Here is a 17,225-nt window from a genome sequence, read left to right on the forward strand (position 1 = left end):
TATAGCGGTTACAGGTTCCTACAATTGTTTCCGTATGTTTTCTCTTGCTAACGTAAGTGCGGCAGGGAGCTCGCCAATCTGACTGCCGCCTCCTTGAGCAGATTGCTCATTTCCGCCACCTTTTCCATCCAATAGAGGGAGTATCTTTTTTACTTCTTGACCCATGTGAAGAGCAACATCCGATGAAGCTGAAAAAACAAGGTGAACTTTAGTTTGTTCTTGATTTATCCCCGCGATAAGGGCGATGGTATAGGGGTTACTACTCAGTTCCTTGGCGATATAATTCACCTCGTTAGGGCTAGCGTCTGTGAGAGTATGTACAATTAATTTATGATGATTAATTACTTCTCCCTGTTGATAAAGAGTAATTGAGAGATTGCGGTGTAATTCTTGCTTTAATAAGGCTAATTCTTTGGTAGTAGTCTCTAACTTCTGCAATTGTTTTTCGACGCCATTAAGAATCTTCGGAATAGGCAATGATAGGCAACTTGCAAGTTGATGCAGAATTGTATTCTTTTGCTGATAGTCGGTGAGACCGCGCCAGCCACAGACAAAATCAACCCGCACGCCATTTTTCTTACGCTCCCAGCTGAGGATTTTAATGCAGCTAATTTCTCCTGTATTGGCGACATGAGTACCACAGCAAGCAGAGTAGTCAAAATTAGCGATTTCCACTAGTCGTATTTCAGAAAAGTCCTTTGCAGGAGGTTTGCGTAAGGGGAAGCTTTGCAGGTTAGCTTGATTCAACCAGTGAGTATGTACGGCTTGTGCTTGGATAACAACTTGATTGGCTGCTACTTCTACGGATTCTAGATTTTCAGGCGTTAGAACTTCAATATCCAAATCAATTTGGCTGGATTCTTTGCCTAAATGAAAGCCGACAGTATTTGCTTTTAGTATAGAGTAAAATGCACCAGAGAGAATATGTTGACCGCTATGTTGCTGCATATGATCAAAACGCCTCTCCCAGTTAATCCGTCCCTGTACACTGCGAGTAATTGGTTCTGCTTCAAGGATATGAACGACATTCTCGCCATCTTCCTGGACTTCGATAACAGCCAGATCGTCAAGATAGCCAAGGTCAAAGGGTTGTCCGCCTGATTCTGGATAAAAAGCAGTTCGGTCTAAGATGACAGCCCACCTATTATTAGGTAAGGAGCTAACCTGTATGATATTGGCATTAAATTCTTTTATATAAGCATTTTCGTGGTAAAGTTTTGTAGTTGTCAAGAAGATACCTCCTATAATAAATGGTTTTGATAAGCTATAGATACTATTATACTATTTTTTCTTTCTTGCACATATATTTTTGGGAGAGGTTGTGTAGGGGGAATTGGTGTGACAATTTTAAAGGTAAAAAAAACACAAATTTTTTATAGTGTAGCTATTTTGCTTCTTATGAGTCTTATCTTTGGGATGCTTGGTTTTGAGTATATGGATGAACAGGAACTAGCAGCTATTGAAAATCAGCCTGTTACTGCGCCGATAGGAGCAGTCAGCATTGTTGTTAAAGTCTCGCAGCGAGTCTTGGAAGTATATAGTGATGGAAACCTACATAAAACATACCGAATTGCGGTTGGTAAGAGTGGAACTCCGACACCCATTGGAGAATGGAATGTCGTATGGAAAGACTATAATTGGGGAACTGGATTTGGTACTCGTTGGATAGGGATTAATGTGCCCTGGGGAATTTATGGTATTCATGGTACAAACAAACCTTGGTCCATCGGACAATTTGCGAGCCACGGTTGTATTCGCATGCGGAATAAGGATGTGGAAGAATTATTTGAATGGGTGCCGATTAATACTCCTGTGCGCATTGAAGGTCGTAAGATAAAGGTAGAGCGCACGTTGAAATTTCAGATGTCCGGCTCGGATGTTGCTTTATTACAAATGAAATTAAAAGAGTTCGGTTACTTTAACGGACGGGCAGATGGAATCTTTGGGAGCATTACGAAACAGGCCATTGAAACCTATCAAGCAGAACATAATCTAGAAGTTACGGGTATAGTAACGAAGCAAATGGCAGAAATATTGGGCATTTAAAACCTTGTTTTTTGACTAATTGCTAAAAATATAGTATAATCTCTACAATGCCGAATCCATAACAGGTACGGGGGAACCAATACATATACAGGGGATAATCCGCAAATGCGGAGGGGCGCGTTCTCAATTCTCTCTTTTCCCTATCCCGACAGCTAACCCCGGAGGCTGACGAATTCTGAGCTAATAGTTACTAATTAACTATCTCAGGGTCGTTTAAAAGAGAGGTGGACAAATTGAAAAAATTCCATGTATTAGCAGCATTGATTTTTTGTATGCTGCTAAGTAACGTTGTCGCTTTTGCCGCACCAGGGGACAAGCTTATTAAGCTAGGTATGCGCGGTGAAGATGTACAAATGGTACAAAAATCACTTTTAGAAAAAGGTTTCTACGTCGGTGAGATTGATGGTGTTTTTGGTAACGCAACACTAAAGGCAATAAGAGATTTTCAAATTAGCAATGGATTAGTAGCAGACGGAGTTGTTGGTAAGGAAACCTTACTGTATTTAGGGCGTCCTGGTAGCGCTGAAGGTAACCCAAGCAGATTTGGTAGATCACTTACTATGAGTGCATCTGGCTATAGTGCTTATGATGATGGAAACTCTAATCATACATATGGCGGTAATTTAGTTCGTAAAGGACTTGTAGCAGTTGATCCAGGGGTCATTCCCCTTGGAACCCGGTTATTTATACCCGGTTATGGCTACGCAATAGCAGATGATATTGGCGGCGCCATAAGAGGAGATAAGATCGATTTAGCATTTGATAGTCATGGGGAAGCCATGCAGTTTGGTAGACAACGGGTAACAGTATACATCGTGGATTAGCAGGTGGTTGCCTGCTACTTTTTTTTGCGTAAAAATTTTATTATTATAACAGATAGCTTGTATAGAAAGATATATCAAATAGGATACTACCTTTATAAAGAATAGAGAAAATACGGTTTCTCATTGAGGAGTGTAAGATTTGGATATATCAGGGAACTTACTTGCATTATCATTGGCCTTTATCTCGGGTATTCTTATGGCAGTACAAGGATCACTCAACACTGGACTAAGTAAAGTGGTTGGTCTCTTAGAAACAACATTTATTGTACATATTACAGGGACGATCTTGCTACTGATACTACTTTTTGCTTTCCAGATGGGAAAAGGCAATTTATCTCTTTTAAGTGAAGCACCTTGGTATGCTTACCTAGGTGGAGTGGTTGGCGTGGGTATTATCTATTTGGTGGCGGCTAGTATACCACAGGTAGGGGTTGCCAATGCTACAACGGCAATTATTATTGGACAAGTATTAACTGCCATTGTCATCGACCATTTTGGCGCATTTGGCTTGGTGCAGATGGCCTATGGTTGGAATCAAATAGTAGGTCTTATCTTATTGGCAATTGGTGGGAAGTTACTATTAAGTTAAGTGATACTGCATTTTTTATTAAGAACTTAATGATCTCTTTAGCCTCATGTTAGAAACATAAGGCTTTTTTGTCTGTCAGGGTACTTTCAAATTTCTAATGATACAAAGAGGAATTACAGAAACAATAGTCGAAATATCAGTAGTTATTTTTAAAATGGTAATCGGAGGAATGCTAAGTGAAAGTTTTTGACAATGATAATAGAGAAGGTTTATTGAATCGGCCGGGAAAAAGTTATTCATTAACCTTTGGCGAAGAAAAAACAAGTCATGAAGGGCTTGATGATATCTATCTAGAAATTGAAGAACGGATATTAGAAGCCATTAAAATAGGCGAGCCATTTACTTTCGATGGGATAAACGAGCGGGGAAATTTATATTACACGATTGAACGTACTGAAGAAGACTATATTCTAAGCGTGAAGGAAATTACAGAGGAAACAGGAGAACTGATCAAAAGTACCTTAGAAAGTGTTAAGAAATTAGGCAAAGAGAAAATGGAAGAGATCATGGAAATCATGATTTTAGAAGATATAGACATTGATATCAAAAAAACAATGGTTTTACCTCTAGAATCAAGCTATGAAGGTTTAATTGCAACCCTTCAAGAACTCAGAGAAACAGCAAATGAAGATCTTATAGATAATTTAAAACGTCTCCAAGAAATCGTTGAAGAATACGAAGAAGAAGATGAAGAAGAGTATGACGACGAATTTTAATAAGGGATGGTAAAACACTCCTTTAGTCATAATAGAATTACATAAAATTTATAAATATACTTGCAAAGATTCGAGCAATACTCTATAATATAAAGAGTGCTCCACCATCTAAGTCTCAAAGATATTAGTAGTGGAAAAACATAATAAGGGGTTATAGCTCAGTTGGTTAGAGCGCTTCGTTGACATCGAAGAGGTCTGCGGTTCGAGTCCGCCTAACCCCACCAGTAAATTCAAGCCTTCGCGGTACGCGGGGGCTTTTCTTATTTTTGCCTTGCACCTTATGTTGCCCCTTGAAGCGTTTTAATATGGACATTTTTATAAAATGTTCGCTGTGTGAGGACTGGCTTATTTAGCATGTTTTTTTTGACTTTTTATACTACTTAAGACATTTTGCATGACTGAGGCTGTTTCATCTTCGATAGTTTCAATGGTGTGAATATAGGTATCAAGGGTAAAGGATTTTTTTGAATGTCCTAAGCTTTTACTTACTGCTGCAATATCCATACCATTACGTAAAAGGTAAGAACCGTGTAAGTGTCTTAGTAAATGCGGTGTAAAGTTAAATAAATCATGTTCAAAGCAGAATTTCTTCAGGAATGAATTCAATGCGTGTGGGTGACCAATACTTCCATCTGGTTGAGAAAAGAGCCACTTATCACTACTGATAGGATCATCTAGAAGGACTACTTTATTACGTTTTGCTCTTCGCATAGCAAGGGCTTTTATTTCCGCATTATAACTCTCTCTTAATTTCATAACCGAGATTGGGAGAGATATAGTTCTTTCGCTGTTATTTGTTTTAGTTAACCCTATATGTATTCCTTCTCCTGGAATGTATGTCGCTGCTCGTTCAATCTTTGCGGTATTTTTTTCAGCATTAAAATCACCCTGCTTTAGTGCCGAAAGTTCTTCTCGTCTTAATCCACCAGCAAAGGCTAGCATACACATCAATTGACTCTTTAATGGTGCTTTACTTAGGCAATCAAAGAATTTAACAACTTCTTCTTGAGTGGGTATTTCTTTTTGTTTCTTCCTCGTGCGGGGTTTGTCTAATTTTTCTAACGGGTTAGAGGTAGTGAGCTCCCACTTTAGGGCAGAAGAAAAGAGTAATTGTAATAACTCTCGATATTTAGCGATACTTCGATCAGTGAACGGTGTATCGTTATTTTTTGCGTCCTGTTTAGAAAGCTGAGCAAAGAAATCAACCAACTGAATAGGCTTAATCTTATCTATTCGCAAATGTCCTAATGCGGCATTTATACGAACAAACACCTGGTTATAACAAGCCATTGTTGTTTTTGCATAACGTGCAATAGCAAATTTTTCTTTCCAGTAATCATAAAACTGGCTAAGTGTCATTTTTTCAATACTTGATGCAAGAACTTTACCTTGCACACAATCACGAAGAAATAAGTCATAGAGCGCTTTAGCTTCTGTCTGGTTGGAGGCGGTGACAGTTTTGATGAAACCTTGCTGCTTACCAGTAGCGTCATACCCATTTGGTACAAAAAATTGATAATTGTTGTTGCCGCGATTCCTAATTTTAGACGGCATAATATCACCTCAATTTAATTATTAGTAAAGACACAGCTTGTCCATCATAGTGGGGCTGTGTCTTTCTATGTATCTTTTAAATGTATTAATTTAGTGGGGATTCCTACTGACTTTCCTAAATTAAATACACTATGATCAGCGTGTTCCTGTAATAGTTTATCGGGCAATAGTAGTTCTACAGCAAAGGTATTGGCTTCACGTTCAACCTTATCAACTGAAAATAGTGTATGACGTTTTAAGAATGGAGTATTAACATCTGGATGATAGATAGCATGTCCGAGTTCATGAGCACATGTAAAAATACTTTCTTTTTCATTAAGAGATTGATTAATATGAATAAACTTAAATCTAAAATCCTTACTAAAGTATCCCATAGTGCTTCCCAAATCTTCATATAAGATATTAATATTCAAATTTTTAGCTAGTGTGAATGGACAATTTGTTTTATGCTTTTCTATTAACTTTTCAACAATTGCTTTTATCATTTATGAAATCCTCCCTTGAGGCTATTTCTTAAATTTTTTAGGTGTAAATTTCTGCTTTGCCATTTGTTTTGCTAGGCGCATTGTATTTTCAAGGGAGATACGAAGTAATTCTTTGTCTTCGTCACTCATTGGTTCATCACCGTCATAGTACGCAAGAGCGCTATCCGGCATAAGGTCATTTAAAACAGATTCTAATTTTTTCTTTATGCTTCGTTCGTCTCTGGGGGTGAGAGGTGGGAGGGACGACGGCTTTTTAGTGTTATCATCTTCATCAATTCCAACTATTAGAAGTGGGGATATCTCCAATGCTTTAGCTAAGAGGGCTATCTTATCTCTCTTCATATTATCTATATCCCCTGATTCCCATCGAGATATGGTTGCTTCGCTTACTCCGACCCTTTTTGCAACTTCAAGCATCGTTAAACCTAATTGTAATCGTCGTTCTTTTAAATAAGATTTATCCACTAGCTGCACCTCTTTATTTTATAATTGCATCCCTATTCTACATTAATTCTTGCGTATTTGCAATAATTTTTTATAAAAACGATCGAATAACTTGCGTAAACGTATTGACTAAGAAAAATAGATATGTTAATATGAACTTGCGTAAACGTAATAAATGGAGGGGTGATCTTTATTGTTCAATAAGCATAAATTTAAAGCTAGCATAATTGCTGCAGGAATGAATATGGAGGATGTAGCTAATTTTTTAGGGCTTAATACCTCGACATTATATCGAAAGATTAATGGTTCAAGTGACTTTACACGTATTGAAATAAAAAAAATACAAGATTTATTAAATCTTGATATGTGTAAAATAGGGGAAATTTTTTTTACTTAATAACTTACGTTTACGCAAGTTATGATTAATGTGAATCAGAAAATGAGGTGAAGTCAAATGCAAACCGTCCAAGACTTTGCAAAAACAAAAAATATATCAAAGGCAATAGTAGATACTTGGATATATCGTCATGGTTTGCCGGTCATTCAAATCGGTAGGCGAGTATACATTGAGTTAAGCGATTATGAAGCATGGAAATCCGAGCATAAAAAAATAGTGGCCGAAAGACCACAAAAATCACTCAAGATGGCAATACCGAAACAATGCAGAAAATCGGGGATTGCTGCTAAAATGCAAAAAATTTACTAATGTATTTTTTTATCAGCGAAAACCACGTAGACTTTCCCAGGTTAGTATATGCGTATGTATTCGGTATTATGCGTAGGGGGGTGAAAATATAAATGAGTGAGCAAACAATATCGCTACAGGCGCTAAGCACATTAAGTTGGAGCTTCATGGGAATGGCGCTTAGCTTTTACTGGATCATTAAAACTATACATGTAATTAAGGAGAAAAAGAAAAATTGATGGATACTATTTTGCATATTATAACTTTTATTTGCATGTCGGCAATAGTAATACCCCTAAGATGTTATGAATTGTTGGATGAAATTCTAAATGATAAGAAAGCGTAAATCATTGGCAGACGAAATACGGCTTTCAAATTCAATCATTCTTTTTTCGTACCCGTAAGTATAAAAGCAATTGTCATTTGACAGAGAGCATAAACAATAACAGTTAAGATTTGTTTTCTAGATTCATTTGTTTCAATAGAAGCAAGAGTTGCAAATACATTCAGCAAACTTTCAATATTTGGTTGCGTTATTTTCTCGGAAATAGAATTTGTTAATACAAACACATAATTTCGTACTTCGTCTGATGCTTTTTCCCAGAAGACATCAGAATGAAAAATATCATCATCTTCCAATGTTTCTATATTGTCTATTTCCTGTTGAAGAACTTTCTTAACTGCAATCGGAGTTTCATTTATTATTTCGAATGTAGGTTGTAAGTCGTACAAGCAGTCTTGAATGTGTGGTAACATCTGTGCAAAGTTTGGCGGCAAAGCATTTTGCATCATGGTAGCCTGCTGATGAAATATGCTCATTGCAGATGATATATCCACAGAAAAAGAAGGCATGGCTAACTGGCTTATTTGGATTGGAGAAATTAAACGATTATAGTGTGACAGTGCCTGCATAGCCGGCTGCATTGCGGTAGAAATGGTGCTGATAGTAGCCCAATGATTGTTTACAGTAGCAGTCTGGTAGGCCCACTGTATAGCAGGATTGGAAAAGTCGGCTTGTACCGCTTTTGACTGATAGCTAAGCTTTTCAGCCATACTTGCAAATTCATGTAGTCTTCTAAATTGATTAGCCATTTTATTCATTCTTTTAATTGAATCTTTGATGGTTGCCAATAATATCACCTCTTTCTAAATTAACAATTCGACAAAAACCATAAATTCCCTATATAAGGAGGTGAAAATAAATGTCAACACAAAAAGAAAACGCCACTATTGGTAATAGTGACGATAGGGAAATAAGAACGTGTCCATCGTGTAGTAAAGAATATAGTTCCGGTAATTTCTGCTCTTATTGTGGTCAAAAAGTGGTTGAAGAATGTGACTGTTGGAAATTAAATCGACGGTTTAATTGTGGGCATAACGAATGCCCTACAACAGGAGCATTAATTAGCAAATTTGGTTATGAATTATTTCCATCCCAAGTAGGATAGGGCAGCACCTGCTATTATCTATTGAATGGTAATCCAAAAATGATGGCGGAAATCAAGTGTTGCTTCCAAGATGCAGAGGATTTATTAATTTTTTTATCATCGAAAACTCCGCAAACTTCCCCATCATATCATCCCCATATTCCTCAGAAATTATACTAAAGAGGTGAAAATAAAGAAACCAGCAAGCAATTTATACTTGCTGGAATAAAGCAGACTTATTGTTTAACGGATTTACTTGATTTTATTACAGCTGCCAAAGCCATTGATGCTAGCTTATCTGCATCACTAGAACTTGCTCCATTTTTTATAGCTTGACTTCTAACTTCATTTTTAAATTTTCGTTCATCAAAATCAATAATCATAGTATCACCTCCTTTAGGGTGGCACTTCGACAAAAAGGAATAAATATCCTTGTAATAATTTGTAAGGTTAGGAGGTGAAGCATTTGTCCTGCAACCGTGAAGCCAGAATTCAGTATTACTTTGAAAGGAAGGTGGTCCACAACCTGAAATTAATTTACGGTCGAAAGCCTAGTGATGAAGTCAGTCGTATGATCGCAAAGCATACCAGAAAGATGGACGGGCTTGCAGCCTGCATCAAAAGGAGGTGAGGAAAATATTACAACAACGTAAAGTAGTTAATATAGGTGAATATCGGCAGGTAAATAGAGTAGCGCCACCAGACAAACAGCAAACCGTTTTAACTGAAATCAAAGATTTAGTATTAGGACTTTTAGCTGTTGTGAGCTTTGTTACTGGTTTTGTCCTTGCGCTTGGAAAATGAAAAAAGACACCTTTGCAGAGGTGTCCTTAAGAAAATTTGAGTTAATAAAATTGTAGCATATCGCATAATGGCGGTCAAGGAGGGTGCTTAATACGTATTCAATCTGTAACTGTCACCACTACATTAGGTAAAAAATATACGGTTGGCCACACGGTCAATGATATGGTGATTGATGATATTATCCAAAATAAAGATAGTGGCGCTGTGTTTTGCTATGACGAAAATAGCGCAGACTATCCCAGCCTAGTATATGCGCATGCAGCAAACTTTATGCAAAGAAAGGAGTGCGGGTAGATGGAAGAGAGTAAAAAAATAATTGATAATGAGCTGCGAACTCAAAACCAATTAAAAAATCAAAAAGCAGAATTTAAAAAGCAATATATGATTGGTGAAGAAGTCGTGAATATGTTTTTTAAAGACGAAGCTTTTGGCGAAGTACACGAACAATTAAGCTTAATTTCTGATGTTGTAAAGTTCCTAACAGAGAAATACAGCATAGAAAATGTACAGGACTTTAAGGAAATAATTGCGTTGGCAAAAGTCTATGCTACACATGCAAAAAATTAATCGAATGAAACGCCTACGAGCACATCATGTTCGTCATTATCATCGTCAAGGCGATGCATTTTTAAATGACCAGCCTTAGCAAGTTCTTTTAGTTTAACTTCTAACAGGTCTTTATTGTCAAAACCGTTTCGATTTTTCAAACCAGTAAAAATTTTATCAAAAGTAACCATAGAACCTCTGTTTGTAAAAGTTTCTAATGGTAATGTTTTAATAAATGCCAAAAGATCCATAAGTATCACCTCCTTTTAATAACATATTTCGTCAAAGAGGTAAAAGTTTCCTGTAAGTCAGTCCATACTTCTCCAGTCTAGAGTATGCCTATGCATCTTAAAGGAGGTGATACAAAGTGTTACAACAGCGAAGAGTGATTAATGTCGCTAACTGTGGGGTGATTAGGCAGGTTTGTAAGCCCGTAGAAGAACCGAGTAAATGGGGATTCTTTAAAACGTTGTGGGATATGTTATTGCGAATTATAGCAGTTGCATGTTTTTTAATCGGTGCGTGTTTAGCTTTTGGGGTATAAAAAAAGACCACTTTGCAGAGTGGCCCTTAAGAAATCAGTTAATTGGATTGTATCACACCGTATTTCTACAGTCAATGGAGGGTGTATGAAAGTGGAATTAGTTTTATCAGTTCAGCAACGTCCACCAGCTCCAGCATGGGATAAGAAGAAAAAAGTATTAAAGGGTTTAGAAAAGTATTGGAAGATACAATTCGGAAAGTGATAAAAAACGCTTACAACTACGGCAAATAGTTGTAAGCGTTTCCTAAAAAGATCGTTTGTAGATATAAAATCATCTTGCTTTAATTATACTCTACATACGACAAAAACTCAATAAAAAACGGCTCTCGAAGCCGTAATAAACTTGATAAAACTAATTAATCTTAGGACAAAACTATACCATTTCTATTAGTAGTATATTTCATAATCAATAAAATATACCTAATTGAAAAATATAGTTAGAAATGGGAGAAATTACATGTCGTATAAGAAGAAAACAATGAAAGCTGGAAAGGTAATAGACACTACCAAGTATCACACAGTTAGAAATAACTCAACAAAAAGACCAAGAAGAGAAAATCAAAATCCTACACCAGCACCACAAGCAAAATGCAATGAAAGAAGGGCATATGAAAAACTATATTATCTCATAAGTGCCAACTTCAATGCTGACGATCTTTACCTAACCTGCACATATGGGAAAGAAATGGAAGAACCAAAACCAGAAGAAGCCAAAAAACATCTAAGCAAATATCTTGATAAATTACGTTGCCTTTGGAAAAAGGCGGGAGCCGTACTAAAATACATAGCAGTCACCGAGTATAAAAAAGGTCGCATACATCATCACATATTAATCAATAACATTGGGCTAAGCGTTAAATACGTTAAAAAGTATTGGGATTTAGGATTTATGAAAATGCAAACATTCATAGGAGAACCAGAAGATTGCGAACGACTAGCCAGTTATTTTATCAAAGAAAGCAACAATACTTTCAACACTGATGATAAAGTACATGGCCTACGGTGGACCAGCAGCAAAAACTTAATCCATCCAGTACCAGAAATAAAAACAGTATCCGCTAGTAGCTGGCTCAAAGAACCAAAACCGATTAAGGGGTATTACATAGCATTTATAAAACGTGGAACAACAGAAAGCAATTACCCGTACCTATTTTACCGCATGATAAAAATACCAGATAAAAATAGTCAAATAACTTGCAGAGGGGCTAGAGTCATGAAATGCATACCAGGACCTACCACAAGAGACTATTGCCTAAAATGCAACGGCAAGGGGCGGGTAGTTGATTATATAAGACCAATGGTAAAAATGGAATGTCAGGAATGTGGTGTAATCTGGCGTACATTATCATCACATTGCGAAATTTGCAAAAGACCAAGCGAAACCCCTTACTATACTGATTGTGCATTTTGTAAGGGCAAGAAAAAAGGAGGCGAAAAATTTGAACAAAGTAATTATAGTCGGGCGACTAACCCGCGATCCCGAAGTCAGATATACCCAAACGGGCAAAGCAGTAGCTTCTTTTAGTGTAGCCGTAGACACAGGCTATGGAGAGAATAAACGAGCCGATTTTATACCTGTAGTAGTTTGGGACAAGTTAGCCGAAGTTTGCGGTAACAATCTTACAAAAGGTCGTAGGGTATTGGTAGAAGGCCGCCTTCAGATCCGTGACTATGAAAAGGATGGAGTAAAACGGAGAGCTGCGGACGTAGTAGCTCAGAACATAGAATTTCTAGATACAAAGAACCCATCCAGTAACACTGCCACAACTAGCAAGCAAAGTCCAATGGATGGGTTTGGATATGAAATACATCCTGAGGAAGAAATCCCTTTTTAGGTAAGCCCTCACGAAAGAGGAATATAAACAAAGCAAAGAAGCTCATGCGGCGGGGGCGTGATAGTTAAACATTACTACTAGGAGTGGACTACTAATACAAGCTAGATGGGTTTCAATGTATTCAGAATGGCTTCGATGGCATAGTTAGCATATTCATAGTCATCCTTCTTGCAGGAGAATATCAACAGAAAAATTTTCTTATCTCCATACAATGAGTATATTAGCATGTAATCCATGGGTTGCCCCTTAGGAATTAATAATTCACATGATTTGCCGTCCAAATTGCCAACGTGGATTTGTTTAATACTTCTGACGGTTGTTCCTGTGCCTATAGGTTCAAAACGTGCTCTTCGCATCGAATCATTGTCATTAAAAAGAAGTATTGAACAATCAAGAATTGCCAGAGATGAATCTATTGATTTAAAGGTTTTTCCATCAAAATTCCAATCTGAGGGAACTAATATTTGAAATCCGTTATCAACAGTTATAAGGTTAGCAGATTTATTCAATACTGTGTCTTCAGAAGGGGATACCATTAATTGTGTTGTTCCTGCATGAGTGATGCTTGGAAAAATTAGAAGAAGCAATGAGAGTATAAGCGTGCGAAGCAATTTGAACACATCCTTTTGTTTTTACCTCGAGTTTGTTGAGGTTGCTTATAAATTGCAATGTAAGCAGATTGTATGGTAAGAGAGAAGTTATATTGGGGAGGGCGGGATAGATCAATTTGAGTCTATATCAAGTTATTCTTCATTGGTAGTTGTTCCACAGAAAGACCGGATCTGCTATTAGGAAGATATTTAACGCGATAATTTTTCCCCTCTTTCATGGTAGAAGTAAAAGGAAACTCAATATTTAATCCGTTTATTTGGACATATTCAGTAAAACTTTTACTCTTATGCCAGATCTTTTGAGGAGTTCCTTCAATATACTCGTAATTTCCAGTTATCAAAACGGGAATATCTTTTATATAGGGGATACTAACCTCAATCATAAGAAAAACAAAAGCAACAGCTAAAAATAGGCTTATGGCCCGAAATGTTTTTGTCTGAAAAATTGGTGCTGGTTCTGCTGTCTTGTGATAACCAAAAATCGGCAATGTGTTAGCAGAGGGAATACGCATGAGCTTCTTATTGCCTCGCATACTTTCATTTCTGTTAATGAATAACCAGAGACTTATTCCTACGTAAAAAATGGGTGTGCATAAAAACCATACGATATAAAGTAATTTCAACAACTGGGGCATCTCCTTTTCGCATTAAGTTACTTATAGAGAGAAATAGTATGATCTTGTATTTCGAATACTCGAATGATAGCGGATCTTAAAAAGAAAAAAAGATAAATATCTTTATTGCACAAACTCAAAGGAGTTTAAAATCAATTCCATAATTTTTCGATTGTTATTTAAGTCATCGAGTGTTCCGCAAATACTAATATCATAACGGTTAGAGTTATGAAAAAGAACGTATCGTTCCTCAACAAATTTACTGTCGCTTAGTAAGGGCATAAGTACGGTTGCTCTAATAAAAATAGCTTTTTTATCTTTTAGGTGTGTAACAAAATAATCAGCAACTATTATATCGGCCGATATTTTTTTACTTAAAGGATCTTCCTGAAAGTCTTTAATTAATTTATTAACAGATTGACTTGAAAAGACTTCATCACTATTTATTGGATACTTTTGAACATCTACTTCAAAAGTAGGTATTGATGAATTGAGGGGATCTTTTCTTAAAGGGCTTAGTCCAATAATAGAAAGATTTTCAATTTTAAGTTGACTTACTTTCCAATCAGAGGGATGAGAAAATTTAAAATGGTAATCGTTGTTTTCGTACACGGTCATATCGGATGCAAAGGCATACGGTAAACTAAAAGTTATAAGAATTAACACTAGAAATAATATGCGTTTCAAATAAGAGCCTCCTCAGGTTACTTTAGTATTTTAATGCTAGATACTATCTTATCAATAATCTCCTTTTCAGCTTTTATTTCATTATAGTCTCCAGAGTAATCGCCAGAAACATCCACGCGATAGTAATATTGAGAACTATTGACGTAATAGCTAAGATAGAATCTTTTTCTAGAAATACTAGTATATAAATCCCACCTAGCGTCTCTATTATCAATATAAGTTGCTCCGCATTCTTCTAATATAAGATCTTTTATATGGACTTTCAAATATGAGGTGTGTTTTTGAGCATTCAGCATCACATCGTCTATATTCTGGTGCCATATAGGTAACTTCTCGATCGTTATAATCGGGTAACCGTGTTGCCGCCTAGCAAGTAAGAATCCTTGTTTGCCGTCGTTAGATATTATCCATTCTTCTCCAGGAAAAGTAACGGTAAAATAATCCCCATTATAAGTAGTTTCCTCTTGAGCAAATGTAGTAGGTGATAATAAAAATAGTAAGGCCAATATAAATAAGGCAATACGTTTCAAATTAACATCTCCTTTTTAATCCATTATAGCCAATAATCACCATAAATAATAGGAGGCGAGCATAATGACTAAAGAAGAACTAGCGGAGATTCGTGGGCGGGGGGATAATTTGGCTCATAGTAGACAAGATATTCCAGCCTTACTGGACGAAATAGAACGTCTACAGAAAATAGAAGTTAAAGCAAAAGAAGTAATCAAGGTTATGCAGCCATGGTATTGCCAGATAGGTAAACAAATGCCTGAACCTATGGTAGTAGTAGAGACACTAAGTAATTTAGCAAGAGTGATCTAATTTATAAAGGGAGGCTAAGACCTCCCTATAGGTGTTTAATAAACACAGTCTTTGGAATGTAATAAAGTGAATAATGATGTGGGGGTATAAGACATGGATTGTATTAAGGAGGCAGAAAACTACTTACGATATTACAGGGAACTACACCAAAGCATAGAACATGCGGATTATATGATTAGCAAGTTAGTAAACCAAACAGCACCTAATGATATGTCTGCTGTGTCTATGGATATTACAGGAATACGGGCAGGTAAGCCGTGCAATACACTGAATCAAATGTATCAATTACAGGTGTGGCAAGAAATGAAAGAGCGGACAATGGAAGAAATTGCGAAGGTAGATAATGTACTTGATACTATTAGTCAGGACACAGGTTGTGAGATATACAGGAATTTATTATATATGTGGTATGTTGAAAAGAAGGTTAAGCAAAAGATTGCAGAAGAGTTGGGATATAGCCATAAGCAATCAGTGTATGAAATAAAAAATAAAGCAATTAAAAAATTTGCAGTGGCATTATTTGGTGTTTCAGCATTGGAAGCAATATAGATTACACATACTCTATACGTAAAAAAGAGACGGTTTCGATCCGCCTCTTTTTGTTTTTTATAGTGTTGTATTAATTCGAATGGAAATTCCAGGGGGGGCCTTAGATATAGTTCTATGCGAAAACGTCCCTAATACTTATAGTAATAGGTTGTAGCTTAGATGGTGCAAGGCCTGACAAATCTATAATATGAAAATGATAAGTTGTATTGTTATATTCCACATAGTCTTTATCAAGTTTAAACGGTACCCTGGATATACCAATAATATAAATATCAGTTAGTAAAGCAGGATAACCTGCCAAACGGTCTTTGTAGAGGTGTGATTGCGTCACGGCATGCTTTAGTTTTTCAATAAGTTTAGATTGGTTCATTTTCCCTAAGGACTCGCTACCGAATCCTATTTGTTTGAGTTCGCATAGAAAAGATTGATCTGGTGTAGTTAAGAGGGTATCAATCCGTGCGCCATTGAGTTGGGCTTCTGATATAGGATATAGACCGTGTAAAAAGGAAAACCGTTCAAACTCTTTCTGAAAAAATTTCTCGGAATATTTATCATTTTCTAAAATGGAATCCTCCCGAGAATAAAGCTCCATATAAGTGATAAAACGCTTAATTACAGCCTGCTTACTTAGATGAGTACTCATTTTGTGTTTGAGATAATTATATAAAATATCACAATTTCTAATGCATTCTTGTAAATCAATCTTAAATCCAGTGAATTCTTTATTAATATACCAATCGTAAATAGTTGCTAAATATTCAACTGATTTACTACCGCCAAAGCTATGTTCAAATAATTCTATTTTTTCGAGTTCATTTACTGATTTAGTCACTAATGAAACGGCTTCACCGAACGGTGGAGTATTCCAGTCTGCTTCAGGACATATTCCCTCTTTAATTATGCCTGGTATGCCTTGACCGTTGCCCAATAGATTACCCTTTATCCTAGACAATATTCGATAATCAAATCTTTTTATATTAGAACAATCTTTACAAAGATGTAAGAATTGTTCTATTTGCATAAAATTAAAATAATCTTTTTCATGGGGGCTCGGTAGCCTCCAACTATTTGTATCTAGTTCCCGGATCTTATTCATATACTCAGAGTTTTCCAAGAAAAAATTCCCGATTATCTGTAATGCTTCTTTTATTTTAACAATATTATTATTGAGGTATTCTGCTCTTTTTTGTTCGGTGATTCCTAATAATAAATCAAACTCAGCCCTCAATTCTGAGGTTGTAAGAATATAATGAACAAAGAAAATGACAGCCTCAATAAAGTGTTTTCCTTCTTCTTGCTTAAAATAAAAAGATGATTCTTGGATTAAAGTAGCTTCTTTCTCTATGCGCAAATAATGAAAATCTAGCTGGTTAATAAGTTGATTTATATATGATGTAATTGGCAACATGAAAAATCCTCCCGAGTAGTTTCTTTTATCTTCGA

25 protein-coding genes, 1 tRNA gene and 1 riboswitch are annotated in these 17,225 nt (G+C 36.3%); of the genes, 14 read left to right on the forward strand and 12 right to left on the reverse strand.

Translation table 11 applies throughout. The annotated features are described in order from the left end of the window. Positions 1-18: 18 nt before the first annotated feature. The gene (locus tag UFO1_RS08445) at positions 19-1,230 is read right to left on the reverse strand and encodes a DHHA1 domain-containing protein (RefSeq protein ID WP_038670016.1); all 1,212 of its coding nucleotides are present in this window, start codon (positions 1,228-1,230) and stop codon (positions 19-21) included. Between the two features lie 168 nt (positions 1,231-1,398). On the opposite strand from UFO1_RS08445, the gene UFO1_RS08450 reads away from it, so the two are divergent. The 5 genes from UFO1_RS08450 (at position 1,399) to UFO1_RS08470 (ending at position 4,399) form a co-directional block, all read left to right on the forward strand. Continuing rightward, positions 1,399-2,046: a L,D-transpeptidase family protein gene (locus UFO1_RS08450; protein WP_371256721.1), complete on the forward strand. Its 648-nt coding sequence runs from the start codon at positions 1,399-1,401 to the stop codon at positions 2,044-2,046. A gap of 38 nt (positions 2,047-2,084) precedes the next feature. After that, positions 2,085-2,228, forward strand: a riboswitch (cyclic di-AMP (ydaO/yuaA leader). A 51-nt stretch (positions 2,229-2,279) separates the two neighbouring features. Continuing rightward, positions 2,280-2,870, forward strand: a complete 591-nt coding sequence (locus UFO1_RS08455; RefSeq protein WP_038670018.1) for a 3D domain-containing protein — start codon at positions 2,280-2,282, stop codon at positions 2,868-2,870. Between the two features lie 139 nt (positions 2,871-3,009). Beyond that, complete coding sequence (locus UFO1_RS08460) at positions 3,010-3,459, forward strand: DMT family transporter (RefSeq protein WP_038670019.1); 450 nt, start codon at positions 3,010-3,012, stop codon at positions 3,457-3,459. Between the two features lie 176 nt (positions 3,460-3,635). Continuing rightward, on the forward strand, positions 3,636-4,175 hold the full coding sequence (locus UFO1_RS08465; RefSeq protein ID WP_038670020.1) for a hypothetical protein: 540 nt from the start codon (positions 3,636-3,638) through the stop codon (positions 4,173-4,175). Positions 4,176-4,322: 147 nt separating this feature from the next. After that, positions 4,323-4,399, forward strand: a tRNA-Val gene (locus tag UFO1_RS08470). 121 nt (positions 4,400-4,520) lie between these two features. Here UFO1_RS08470 and UFO1_RS08475 read toward each other — a convergent pair. The 3 genes from UFO1_RS08475 to UFO1_RS08485 form a co-directional block, all read right to left on the reverse strand. Beyond that, positions 4,521-5,729 (reverse strand): site-specific integrase, encoded by a 1,209-nt coding sequence (locus UFO1_RS08475; protein WP_038670021.1) that lies wholly within the window; start codon positions 5,727-5,729, stop codon positions 4,521-4,523. A gap of 65 nt (positions 5,730-5,794) precedes the next feature. Then, positions 5,795-6,214 (reverse strand): ImmA/IrrE family metallo-endopeptidase, encoded by a 420-nt coding sequence (locus UFO1_RS08480; protein ID WP_038670022.1) that lies wholly within the window; start codon positions 6,212-6,214, stop codon positions 5,795-5,797. Positions 6,215-6,235: 21 nt separating this feature from the next. Continuing rightward, on the reverse strand, positions 6,236-6,679 hold the full coding sequence (locus UFO1_RS08485; protein ID WP_038670023.1) for a helix-turn-helix domain-containing protein: 444 nt from the start codon (positions 6,677-6,679) through the stop codon (positions 6,236-6,238). A gap of 172 nt (positions 6,680-6,851) precedes the next feature. Between UFO1_RS08485 and UFO1_RS08490 the strand changes: the two genes are divergently transcribed. Together UFO1_RS08490 and UFO1_RS08495 are read left to right on the forward strand one after the other, a co-directional pair. Then, entirely contained in the window at positions 6,852-7,055 is a 204-nt protein-coding gene (locus UFO1_RS08490) for a helix-turn-helix transcriptional regulator (protein WP_038670024.1), read from the forward strand. A 57-nt stretch (positions 7,056-7,112) separates the two neighbouring features. Further along, a complete protein-coding gene (locus UFO1_RS08495) occupies positions 7,113-7,364 on the forward strand; it encodes a helix-turn-helix domain-containing protein (RefSeq protein WP_038670025.1) in 252 nt (83 codons plus the stop codon). Positions 7,365-7,724: 360 nt separating this feature from the next. Here the strand turns inward: UFO1_RS08495 and UFO1_RS08500 are convergent, their stop codons facing one another. Then, complete coding sequence (locus UFO1_RS08500) at positions 7,725-8,474, reverse strand: hypothetical protein (protein WP_038670026.1); 750 nt, start codon at positions 8,472-8,474, stop codon at positions 7,725-7,727. A gap of 71 nt (positions 8,475-8,545) precedes the next feature. Between UFO1_RS08500 and UFO1_RS08505 the strand changes: the two genes are divergently transcribed. Next, positions 8,546-8,791: a hypothetical protein gene (locus UFO1_RS08505; RefSeq protein ID WP_038670027.1), complete on the forward strand. Its 246-nt coding sequence runs from the start codon at positions 8,546-8,548 to the stop codon at positions 8,789-8,791. 215 nt (positions 8,792-9,006) lie between these two features. Here UFO1_RS08505 and UFO1_RS25420 read toward each other — a convergent pair whose 3' ends face one another. Continuing rightward, positions 9,007-9,153, reverse strand: a complete 147-nt coding sequence (locus tag UFO1_RS25420) for a hypothetical protein (protein WP_173406213.1) — start codon at positions 9,151-9,153, stop codon at positions 9,007-9,009. A gap of 715 nt (positions 9,154-9,868) precedes the next feature. Between UFO1_RS25420 and UFO1_RS08510 the strand changes: the two genes are divergently transcribed. Continuing rightward, a complete protein-coding gene (locus tag UFO1_RS08510; RefSeq protein ID WP_038670028.1) occupies positions 9,869-10,141 on the forward strand; it encodes a hypothetical protein in 273 nt (90 codons plus the stop codon). Here the strand turns inward: UFO1_RS08510 and UFO1_RS08515 are convergent. After that, a complete protein-coding gene (locus UFO1_RS08515; RefSeq protein ID WP_038670029.1) occupies positions 10,138-10,371 on the reverse strand; it encodes a hypothetical protein in 234 nt (77 codons plus the stop codon). The two genes, UFO1_RS08510 and UFO1_RS08515, sit on opposite strands and share 4 nt — an antisense overlap. A 116-nt stretch (positions 10,372-10,487) precedes the next feature. On the opposite strand from UFO1_RS08515, the gene UFO1_RS25155 reads away from it, so the two are divergent. The 3 genes from UFO1_RS25155 (at position 10,488) to UFO1_RS08525 (ending at position 12,499) form a co-directional block, all read left to right on the forward strand. Then, positions 10,488-10,664, forward strand: coding sequence for a hypothetical protein (locus UFO1_RS25155; protein WP_158442783.1), 177 nt, complete (start codon positions 10,488-10,490; stop codon positions 10,662-10,664). A 457-nt stretch (positions 10,665-11,121) separates the two neighbouring features. Beyond that, positions 11,122-12,189 (forward strand): hypothetical protein, encoded by a 1,068-nt coding sequence (locus tag UFO1_RS24025; protein WP_051788864.1) that lies wholly within the window; start codon positions 11,122-11,124, stop codon positions 12,187-12,189. After that, positions 12,104-12,499 carry a single-stranded DNA-binding protein gene (locus tag UFO1_RS08525; protein WP_038670030.1) on the forward strand — a complete coding sequence of 132 codons (396 nt, stop codon included), beginning with the start codon at positions 12,104-12,106 and terminating at the stop codon, positions 12,497-12,499. Before UFO1_RS24025 ends, UFO1_RS08525 begins: the two co-directional genes overlap by 86 nt. Positions 12,500-12,600: 101 nt before the next feature. Here the strand turns inward: UFO1_RS08525 and UFO1_RS08530 are convergent, their stop codons facing one another. The 4 genes from UFO1_RS08530 to UFO1_RS08545 form a co-directional block, all read right to left on the reverse strand. Further along, complete coding sequence (locus UFO1_RS08530) at positions 12,601-13,110, reverse strand: hypothetical protein (protein WP_038670031.1); 510 nt, start codon at positions 13,108-13,110, stop codon at positions 12,601-12,603. A gap of 122 nt (positions 13,111-13,232) precedes the next feature. Beyond that, positions 13,233-13,736 (reverse strand): hypothetical protein, encoded by a 504-nt coding sequence (locus UFO1_RS08535; protein WP_038670032.1) that lies wholly within the window; start codon positions 13,734-13,736, stop codon positions 13,233-13,235. Between the two features lie 111 nt (positions 13,737-13,847). Continuing rightward, entirely contained in the window at positions 13,848-14,411 is a 564-nt protein-coding gene (locus tag UFO1_RS08540) for a hypothetical protein (RefSeq protein WP_038670033.1), read from the reverse strand. Positions 14,412-14,428: 17 nt separating this feature from the next. Beyond that, positions 14,429-14,941 carry a hypothetical protein gene (locus UFO1_RS08545; RefSeq protein ID WP_038670034.1) on the reverse strand — a complete coding sequence of 171 codons (513 nt, stop codon included), beginning with the start codon at positions 14,939-14,941 and terminating at the stop codon, positions 14,429-14,431. 64 nt (positions 14,942-15,005) lie between these two features. Between UFO1_RS08545 and UFO1_RS08550 the strand changes: the two genes are divergently transcribed. After that, positions 15,006-15,233, forward strand: coding sequence for a hypothetical protein (locus UFO1_RS08550; protein WP_038670035.1), 228 nt, complete (start codon positions 15,006-15,008; stop codon positions 15,231-15,233). A gap of 93 nt (positions 15,234-15,326) precedes the next feature. Continuing rightward, a complete protein-coding gene (locus UFO1_RS08555) occupies positions 15,327-15,782 on the forward strand; it encodes a hypothetical protein (protein WP_038670036.1) in 456 nt (151 codons plus the stop codon). A 112-nt stretch (positions 15,783-15,894) separates the two neighbouring features. Here UFO1_RS08555 and UFO1_RS08560 read toward each other — a convergent pair whose 3' ends face one another. Further along, entirely contained in the window at positions 15,895-17,190 is a 1,296-nt protein-coding gene (locus tag UFO1_RS08560) for a hypothetical protein (RefSeq protein ID WP_038670037.1), read from the reverse strand. Positions 17,191-17,225: the final 35 nt, after the last annotated feature.

Origin of the sequence: Pelosinus sp. UFO1, from assembly GCF_000725345.1 — a bacterium.
Lineage (GTDB): Bacteria > Bacillota > Negativicutes > DSM-13327 > DSM-13327 > Pelosinus.

Bases quoted from the DNA above. Each gene is read 5' to 3' on its own strand.
- UFO1_RS08475 (WP_038670021.1), bottom strand. From the start codon at position 5,729: ATGCCGTCTAAAATTAGGAATCGCGGCAACAACAATTATCAATTTTTT.
- UFO1_RS08515 (WP_038670029.1), bottom strand. From the start codon at position 10,371: ATGGATCTTTTGGCATTTATTAAAACATTACCATTAGAAACTTTTACA.
- UFO1_RS08505 (WP_038670027.1), top strand. From the start codon at position 8,546: ATGTCAACACAAAAAGAAAACGCCACTATTGGTAATAGTGACGATAGG.
- UFO1_RS25420 (WP_173406213.1), bottom strand. From the start codon at position 9,153: ATGATTATTGATTTTGATGAACGAAAATTTAAAAATGAAGTTAGAAGT.
- UFO1_RS08550 (WP_038670035.1), top strand. From the start codon at position 15,006: ATGACTAAAGAAGAACTAGCGGAGATTCGTGGGCGGGGGGATAATTTG.
- UFO1_RS08560 (WP_038670037.1), bottom strand. From the start codon at position 17,190: ATGTTGCCAATTACATCATATATAAATCAACTTATTAACCAGCTAGAT.
- UFO1_RS08555 (WP_038670036.1), top strand. From the start codon at position 15,327: ATGGATTGTATTAAGGAGGCAGAAAACTACTTACGATATTACAGGGAA.
- UFO1_RS08450 (WP_371256721.1), top strand. From the start codon at position 1,399: ATGAGTCTTATCTTTGGGATGCTTGGTTTTGAGTATATGGATGAACAG.
- UFO1_RS24025 (WP_051788864.1), top strand. From the start codon at position 11,122: ATGTCGTATAAGAAGAAAACAATGAAAGCTGGAAAGGTAATAGACACT.
- UFO1_RS08480 (WP_038670022.1), bottom strand. From the start codon at position 6,214: ATGATAAAAGCAATTGTTGAAAAGTTAATAGAAAAGCATAAAACAAAT.
- UFO1_RS08510 (WP_038670028.1), top strand. From the start codon at position 9,869: ATGGAAGAGAGTAAAAAAATAATTGATAATGAGCTGCGAACTCAAAAC.
- UFO1_RS08495 (WP_038670025.1), top strand. From the start codon at position 7,113: ATGCAAACCGTCCAAGACTTTGCAAAAACAAAAAATATATCAAAGGCA.